We start from the raw sequence: 8,038 nt of genomic DNA, 5'->3' as shown, positions 1-8,038 counted from the left end.
CGTCAGATGGGGTCGGTCGGTGTGCCCGTCGGGTCATTCCAGGGAGATGCCGAGTTCGCGGTCGACGAAGGCGTAGACCTCCTCCGCCGAGGCGTCGGCGAGTTCCGCGTCGACGTTCTCCCCCGCTGCGGCGGGCTCGTCGAGCAGGGCGAGGATGTCCTTGAGCCGGGCCCGCGCCGCCGCCCGTGCCGTCGCGGCGAGATCCGCGGCGAGCACCTCGGCGTGCAACCGGTCCAGCCCGCCGAGCACCGCCGGGCCGGTGTCCCCGGCCCCGTCGGCGAACCGTTCCGCCAGGTAGGCGGCCAGTTCGGCCGGGGTGGGGTGGTCGAAGACGAGGGTGGCGGGCAGCCGCAGCCCGGTCGCCGTGCCGAGCCGGTTGCGCAGGTCCACGGCGGTCAGCGAGTCGTAGCCGAGGTCCCGGAACTGCCGGCCCGGGTCGACGTCACCGGCGGTGAGCCCGACGACGGCCGCCACCTGGCCGCGTACCAGGTCCAGCAGGACGGGGTCCCGGTCCTGCGGCGGGAGGGCGGCGAGGTCGACGGTCGGGGTGACGGGCACGCCGGTGGACCGGGCGGCGGGGACGAGGCCGCGCAGCACGGCGGGCAGCGCGTCGCCCTGCCCCCGCAACGCCGCCGGGTCGAGGCGCAGCGGAAACACCCAGGCCCGGGGCTGGGCCAAGGCGACGTCCAGCAGGTCGAGGCCGTCGGTGACGGGGATGGCGGCCACACCGGAGCGGGCCATCCGGCGGAAGTCGGCCTCGGTGAGGTGCCCGGTGATGCCGCCGACGCCCTCCCACAGCCCCCAGGACAGGGTGGTCGCGGTCAGCCCCCGGGCGCGACGGTGGTGGACCATCGCGTCGAGGAACGCGTTCGCGGCGGCGTAGTTGCCCTGCCCGGGCGCGCCGAAGACCGACGCGGCGGAGGAGAACAGCACGAACGCCGACAGGTTCCGCCCGGCGGTCAGCTCGTGCAGGTGCCACGCCGCGTCGACCTTGGGCCGTAGCACGGCGTCGACCCGGTCCGGGGTGAGCGAGCCGAGCACGCCGTCGTCGGAGACTCCGGCCAGGTGCACCACGGCGGTCAGCGGGTGCTCGTCGGGGATGCCGGCGAGCAGCGCGGCGACGGCGTCCCGGTCGGCGGTGTCGCAGCCGACGACGGTGGCCTCCGCGCCGAGTTCGGCCAGTTCGGCGACGAGTTTCCCGACGCCGTCGGTGTCGGGTCCCCGGCGGCTGGTCAGCAGCAGCCGGGTCACGCCGTACCGGCGGACCAGGTGCCGGGCCAGGGCCGCGCCGATGCCGCCGGTACCGCCGGTGAGCAGCACGGTGCCGGACGGGTCGAGTGTGGTGCCCGGCCCGTCGACGGTCTCCAACCGGACCAGGCGGGGCACCAGCACCCGCTCGCCGCGTACCACGGCCTGGGGTTCGGCGGCGGCGACCACGGCGGGCAGCAACCGGCGGGCGGCGGCGGACCCGTCGAGGTCGACCAGCACGACCCGGCCCGGGTTCTCGGTGGCGGCGGTACGCAGCAGGCCGAGCGCCGCGGCCAGCGGCAGGTCGTGGGGTTCACCGCCGGCGGTCGGCACGGCGTTCGTGGTCAGCACGACGAGGGTACGGTCGTCGTCGGCGGCCAGCCATTCCTGGACCAGACGCAGTGCCCCGGTGGTGGCCGCGTGCGTGCGGGCGACGGTGTCGGTGCCGTCCGGGCCGGTCAGGGTCACCAGCCGGACCGGGCCGTCGGGGCGCTGCCAGGACGGCGGGTCGTCCCCGGCCACGCCGACGGCGACCTCGGTCCAGTCGAGCCGGTACAGCGACTCGTGGTGGGTGGGACGCAGCGCTCCGGCGGACACCGGCCGCCAGTCCAACCGTTCGGCGACGGCCACCGGTTCGCCCGTACCGTCGGCGAGGGTCACCGCCACCGCGGACTCGCCGACCGGGACGAACCGGGCGCGCAGCGCGGTGCCGCCGGGACGGACCACCCGCACCCCGCTCCACGCGAACGGCAGGCTCGGTTCGGCGGCGGTGAGGGAGTCGAGCATGACCGCGTGCAGGGTCGCGTCCAGCAGGGCGGGGTGCAGGGCGTACCCGGCGGCGTCGGGGCGGGCCGGTTCGGGGAGGGCGATCTCGGCGTACACCTCGGTGCCCCGTCGCCAGGCCCGGCGCAGCCCTTGGAAGGTGGGGCCGTACCGGTAGCCGGCGGCGGCGAGCGCCGGGTACGCGGCCGACACGTCGATCTCGGTGGCGTCGCGCGGCGGCCACTGGCGCAGCGCCTCCACCGGGCCGCCGTCGGGGGTGAGCGTGCCGGTGGCGTGGGTGGTCCACCCGGTGCCGCCGGCCGGCCGGGACCGGACGGTGACCGCCCGGCGGCCGTCGTCGGTGGGTGGGGCGACGGTGACCCGCAGGTCGACGGCCCTGCCCGCCGGCAGCACCAGCGGCGCGGCCAGGGTGACGTCGTCGACGCCGGCGCAGTCGACGCGACGGGCGGCGGTGACCGCCAGATCGACGAACGCCGTGCCGGGCAGCAGCACCGTGTCGAGCACGGCGTGGTCGGCGAGCCACGGGTGGGTGGTGGTGGAGATCCGGCCGGCGAGGGTCAGCCCGTCGTCGTCGACGTGTTCGACGAGCGCGCCGACCAGGCCGTGGTCGGTGCCGGTGAGGCCGGCGGCGTCGACGCCGCCGGTGGGGCGGGCGGTGAGCCAGTACCGTTCCCGGGCGAACGGGTAGGTGGGCAGGTCGACCACGCGGGCACCGCTGCCCCGGTAGCAGGCCGCCCAGTCCACCCGGTGCCCCCGGGCGAACACCTCGCCGACGGCGGCGACCAGGGTGGCCGCCTCGTCCCGGTCCCGGCGCATCGTCGCGGTGACCGTGGCGTCCCCGGTCAGCAGGTCGACGGTCAGCGGGGTGAGGGCGGCGTCCGGGCCGACCTCCAGCAGGGTGTCGACGCCGGTGTCGCGCAGCGCGGCGAGCGCGTCGGCGAACCGCACCGGTCGGGACACGTGGGCCACCCAGTGGTCGGGGTCGGTCAGGTCGGCGGGTCGCCCGGTCACCGTGGACACCACCGGAATCCGGGGCGGGTGGAAGGCGAGCCCGCCCACCACGGCGCGGAAGTCGTCGAGCATCGGCGCCATCAGCGGCGAGTGGAACGCGTGGCTGACCGTCAGCCGCCGGCCCGGCACACCGAGGGCGTCGGTCACCGCGGCCACGCCGGACGCGGTGCCGGAGAGCACCAGGGAACGGGGGCCGTTGACGGCGGCGATGCCCACCTCGGCGGTGAGCAGCGGCACCACGTCGGCCTCGGCGGCCCGGACGGCGGCCATCACACCGCCGGACGGCAGCGCGCCCATCAGCCGGCCCCGCGCGGTGACCAGGGTGGCCGCGTCGGCCAGCGACAGCACGCCCGCGACGTGCGCGGCGGCGATCTCCCCGATGGAGTGCCCGGCCAGCACGTCCGGTCGCAGCGACCAGGATTCCAGCAGCCGGAACAGGGCGACCTCGACGGCGAAGATCGCGGGTTGGGTGACGGTGGTGTCGTCGAGGCCGTCGCCGGTGTCGACGAGGTCGACCAACGAGCGGTCCAGGTGCCCGTCGCAGGCGGCGCAGACCTCGGCGAACGCGGCGGCGAAGACGGGGAAGGCGGCCCGTAGTCCCCGGCCCATGCCGACCCGCTGCGCGCCCTGCCCGGTGAACAGGAACCCCAGGTCGCCGGGGCCGGGCGTGACCAGCGGAAGGTCCCCGTCGGCCAGCGCCCGCAGGCCGACGGTGTCGGTGACCACCGCCCGCCGGTGCAGCGGCTGGCGGGTGGCTGCCAGGGAGAACCCAAGGTCGGCCGGGTCGACCCGGTCGGCGACGGTGAGCAGGTCGGCGGCGACGGCGCGCAGGCCGCGTTCGTCCCGCCCGGTCACCACCCACGGGGTGACCGGCGGCGGGGTCGGGGGTGCCGGGTCGACGGTCGGCGGGGCGGCCTCGACGATCACGTGGGCGTTGGTGCCGCTGGCCCCGAAGGAGGAGATCGCCGCCCGGCGCGGCTCCGGACCGGCCGGCCAGGGGCGCTGCTCGCGGAGCAGCTCCACCGCGCCGCGCCGCCAGTCGACGAACGGGGTGGGTTCGTCGGCGTGCAGCGTGCGGGGCAGTACGCCGTCACGCAGGGCGTGGACGAGTTTGATGATCCCGGCCACCCCGGCGGCGGCCTGGGTGTGGCCGATGTTCGACTTCAGCGAACCCAGCCACAGGGGCCGGTCGGCCGGTCGCCCCTGACCGTAGGTGGCCAGCAGCGCTTCGGCCTCGATCGGGTCGCCGAGCCGGGTGCCGGTGCCGTGCGCCTCCACCAGGTCGACGTCGGTGGCGGCGACACCGGCCGTCCGCAGCGCCTCGGAGATCACGGCCTGCTGGGAGCGGCCGTTCGGCGCGGTGAGGCCGTTCGACGCCCCGTCCTGGTTGACCGCGGACCCCCGGACCACGGCGAGGATCCGGTGGCCGTGGCGGTGCGCGTCGGAGAGTCGCTCGACGAGCAGCATGCCCGCGCCCTCCGCCCAGCCGGTGCCGTCGGCGTCCGCGCCGAACGCCTTGCACCGCCCGTCCGGGGCCAGGCCCCGCTGCCTGCTGAACTCGACGAACGTGCCCGGGGTCGACATCACGGTGACCCCGCCGACCAGCGCCATCGTGCACTCCCCGGCGCGCAGCGCGTGCCCGGCCAGGTGCAGCGCCACCAGCGACGACGAGCAGGCGGTGTCGACGGTCAGCGCCGGGCCGACCAGCCCGAACAGGTAGGCGATCCGGCCGGCGACGACACTCGCCGCGTTGCCTGTCATCAGGTAGCCGTCGACGCCCTCCGGGACGCGGGTCATCGTGGTGGCGTAGTCGTTGCCGTTGCCCCCGGCGAACACCCCGACCCTGGTCCCGCGCAGCGACTCCGGGGTGATCCGGGCGTGTTCGACGGCCTCCCACGCCGTCTCCAGCAGCAGCCGCTGCTGCGGGTCCATGCCCAGCGCCTCCCGGCGGGAGATGCCGAAGAACCCCGGGTCGAACTCGGCCACCCCGGTCAGGAACCCGCCCTGGTCGGTGTAGCTGGTGCCGGGATGGTCAGGGTCCGGGTGGACCAGGTTGGCGAGGTCCCAGCCCCGGTCGGTGGGGAACGACGAGATGGCGTCGACACCGTCGAGCACGAGCCGCCAGAGCTGTTCGGGGGTGCGCACCCCGCCGGGCATCCGGCAGGCCATCCCGATGATCGCCAACGGCTCGTCGGGGGCTGCGACGGTGGTGGGGGCGTCGGCGGGGCGGGTTCCGGCGGCGGCGAGGTGCCCGGCCAGGGAACGGGCGGTGGGGTGGTCGAACACGACGGTGGTGTGCAGGTCCGTCCCGGTGACGGCGGCGAGGCGGTTGCGGATGGTGACCGCCGTCATCGAGTCGATGCCCAGCTCCCCCAGCGGCCGGTCGGCGGTGACCCGGTCGGTGTCCGGGTGCCCCAGGGCGACGGCGATCTCCCGGCGTACCAGGGGCAGCAGGTCGGCCGGGTCGACCTGCCCGGCGGTGGGCTCGGGCGGCGGGCCGACGTACCCGCCGAGCACGCCGCGTACGCCCGGGGGGAGGTCGGCGACGGCGAGGGTGGCCGGGGTGAGGGCGGCGACCACCACGGCGGGTAGCCGACCGCCGACCGCGCGCCGCAGCGCGGCGACGGCGGCGTCGGCCGGTGCGGCGTCCACCCCCGTCACCGGACGGTCGGCCGGGTCGGCCCAGGCCACGACGCTCGCGGTACGGCCCTGCGCGGCCAGCTTACGGGCGGTGTGGACGGCGACCGCGTGCCGCTGTCCCGCCGCCGGCAGGTCGGGCGCGCCGAGGACGCCCGCGAGCGGGGTGAGCAGCACGACGGTGTCCGGCCCGCCGGTGAGGTCGAGGGCGTCGGCGTCGATGCCCGGGTCGGCGTGCACCAGGGCGGTCACCTCCGGTCCGGCCAGTGCGGCGGGCAGGTCGTCCGGGTGCACCCGGCGGACCGTCGCCCGCTCGGCGGTGAGCAGGTCGGTGAGCAGGTCGACACCGGGGCCGTCGCCGGTGACCAGCACCGTGCCGTGTGGCGTCCACTCGGGCCCGCTGACGGGCACCGGGGTGAGTCGACGGGCGCGGGCCCCGCCGGGACGCAGTTCGAGGTGTTCGGTGACCGGGCCGGTGGCGGCGAGGGCGGCCACCAGCAGGGCACCGGTGCGCGGGTCCGGGCCGGCGGGCAGGTCGAGGGTGCCCCGCCAGGTGTCCGGCCACGCCCAGCCCAGGGCCCGGCCCCGGCCGATGGTCGCGGCGTCCCCGGTGATCTGCCACACCGGGCCGGTGCCGGCGGCGAGCACCGGGACCGGGTCGGCGGTGAGGGCGAGGATGCCGGTGACCGGGGTGCTGCCAGGGCCGTCGGCGACCTCGACCCGGGCACCGTGCCCGGTGAGCAGCTCGGCGAACGGACGCGCGTCGATAGTGCCGTCGGTGACGATGCGCCAGTCGCCGTCGAGGGTCGGGGCCGCCGGCAGGTCGATGCTGTGCCAGGTTTCCTGGATCAGGTACGGCTCGTCGCCGCGGCGTACGGCGTCGAGCCAGTACCGCTGGCGTTGGAACGGGTACGTCGGCAGGTCGACGACCCTCCCGCCGCCGTAGTACGCCCGCCAGTCGACCTCGTGCCCCCGCACCCACACCTGCGCCAACCCGGTCACCGCCGACGTCGCCTCGTCGAGGGTCGGGCGGAGCATCGGGATGCCGTCGGCCAGCAGGGACGACAAACCACCGTCCGCGCTCAACTCCCACCACGACCGGGGACCGGCAGCCTCGATCGCGTCGTGGAACCGCACCGGCTCACGCACCTGCCGCACCCAGTAATCCGGGTCCGCCAGATCCCCGACCTGCCCGGTCACCGTAGACACCACCGGAATCTGTGCCGGATGGAACGACAACCCCTCCACCACCGTGCGGAACTCGTCGAGCATCGGCTCCATCAACGGCGAATGAAACGCATGACTCACCGACAACCGCCGCTGTCGCACCCCCAACGCGGTCGCCACCGCCTCCGCCGCTCGCAGCGTCTCCCGCTCCGGACCGGCGATCACCACCGCCGACCGCCCATTCACCGCCGCGATGACCACATCACCCGACAGGAACGGCTCCACCGCCTCCACCGAAGCCCGCAGCGACACCATCGCTCCCCCGGCGGGTAGCGCGGCCATCAGACGGGCCCGCGCCGACACCAACGTCACCGCATCCTCAAGGGACAGCACCCCCGAGACGTGTGCGGCGGCGATCTCCCCGATCGAGTGGCCGACCAGGACCGCCGGGCGGACACCCCACGACTCGACCAGCCGGAACAACGCCACCTCCACCGCAAACAGCGCCCGCTGCGCAACACCCGTCCCCTCCAGACCAACCCCGGACGAGATCGCCTCCCGCACATCCGCACCCAACAGGTCACACACCTCGTCGAACACCGACGCGAACACCGGGAACGCCCGGTACAGACCCGAACCCATCCCCACCCGCTGACCACCCTGCCCCCCGAACACCAGGCCCAGACCGGCGGCTGGGACCGTCACCGGACCATCGCCTGCGGCCAGTTCCCGGATCTCCGGGATCAGCGACGCCGAATCCGCGACAGTCTCACCGTCGAGCAGCACCGCCCGCTCGGCGAACACCGACCGCGTCGACGCCAACGACCACCCCACATCCACCCCCGACACCCCAGCCACCGCCGACGGCAACCGCTCGACCAACTCCCGCACTCCGGCAACCGACCGCGCCGACACCGGCCACGGCGTCACCCCCACCGGCACCGACGAACCCGGCACCACCGCGTCCGGCTCCGGATCGTCCGGCTCCACCGGCGGCGGCTCCTCCACGATCACGTGCGCGTTGGTCCCACTGATCCCGAACGACGACACCCCCGCCCGCCGACGACCCCCCTCAGCCACCACCCACTCCCGCGACTCCCGCACCACCTCCACCGCACCCGACGACCAATCCACCAACCCCGACGGCTCACCCACATGCAACGACCCCGGCACCATCGCGTGCCGCATCGCC

1 protein-coding gene is annotated in these 8,038 nt (G+C 75.7%); it reads right to left on the bottom strand.

The features are described from left to right. Positions 1–33: 33 nt before the first annotated feature. Entirely contained in the window at positions 34–8,022 is a 7,989-nt protein-coding gene (locus tag AB0C22_RS07375; RefSeq protein WP_357534051.1) for an SDR family NAD(P)-dependent oxidoreductase, read from the bottom strand. Positions 8,023–8,038 lie beyond the last annotated feature (16 nt).

The sequence above is a fragment of the Micromonospora sp. NPDC048894 genome, assembly GCF_040649765.1.
GTDB lineage: Bacteria > Actinomycetota > Actinomycetes > Mycobacteriales > Micromonosporaceae > Micromonospora > Micromonospora antibiotica.
This window is presented reverse-complemented; position numbering and strand designations above follow the sequence as displayed.

Coding starts and splice junctions, on each gene's coding strand:
- AB0C22_RS07375 (WP_357534051.1), bottom strand. CDS start 8,022: ATGGTGCCGGGGTCGTTGCATGTGGGTGAGCCGTCGGGGTTGGTGGAT.